Below are 743 nucleotides of genomic sequence, written 5' to 3'. Positions count from 1 at the left end.
CGCAGGCCGCGCACGCCGAACAGCGCGACGCGCAAGCCGTGCAACTGCGCGCGCGCGAGGCGCATGTGGCCGCGCGCGCCGACACCCGGGTCGCGCGCAGTCGCCACGACCGGGTCGCGGCGCAGGCGCGCGACCGCGAGGAGAAACGCCAGTTCGACCTCATGGCCGACCTGTTCAACCAGAGCAAGTCCCACGCGCGCGCGACCGGCCGCGCCGGGAGCGAGGAATCATGACCACGACCCTGCCCAGCGGCAGCCTGCCCAGCGGCGTCGCGCCGATGGTCGGGCACAGGGCGACCGGCGCCGGCAAGAGCGGCGAAGACGGCGCGCGCGACGATTTCAACCAATGGCTGCGCGGCGAACCCGCGCCGGCGCGCGATTCGACATCGGCCGAGGCGTCGGCGCCCGCCGCGGCCGCAACGGCCGCGGCGGCCGGCGAATTCTCCGCGCGGGCGGATGCGAGCCAGGGCCTGTTCGGCTTCCGCGTGCGCGCCGGCGACGGCGCGCAGGAACTGATCGCGGTGCCGTGGGGCTTGGCGGCGAGCGGGCGCCTGTCGTTGCTGCTGCAACGCGCGCAGGCATGGCCGGCGGGATCGGCGCAGGCGCCGTTCGCGGCCGGCGCAGCTGCGGTGGGCGAGGGCGCCTTCGTTGCGCCGCCGCCGATGGCGAGGCTGGCGCTGTATCCGTCCGCGTCCGACACCGCGACGCCGTTGCCGCCCGCGCCCGGCGCGAGCGCACCGATCG

The 743-nt window shown here is 76.9% G+C and carries 2 protein-coding genes; both read left to right on the top strand.

Annotated features, from left to right (window positions below):
* Window positions 1-233, top strand: a 233-nt coding sequence (locus A7A76_RS03545) for a hypothetical protein (RefSeq protein ID WP_206409902.1), incomplete at its 5' end; no start/stop codon positions are given.
* Window positions 230-743: hypothetical protein (locus A7A76_RS03540; protein WP_428995075.1), on the top strand; the 514-nt coding region annotated here is incomplete at its 3' end. The genes A7A76_RS03545 and A7A76_RS03540, both read left to right, overlap by 4 nt.

The sequence above is a fragment of the Lysobacter enzymogenes genome (assembly GCF_017168095.1).
GTDB classification, from domain to species: domain Bacteria; phylum Pseudomonadota; class Gammaproteobacteria; order Xanthomonadales; family Xanthomonadaceae; genus Lysobacter; species Lysobacter enzymogenes_D.
This window is presented reverse-complemented; position numbering and strand designations above follow the sequence as displayed.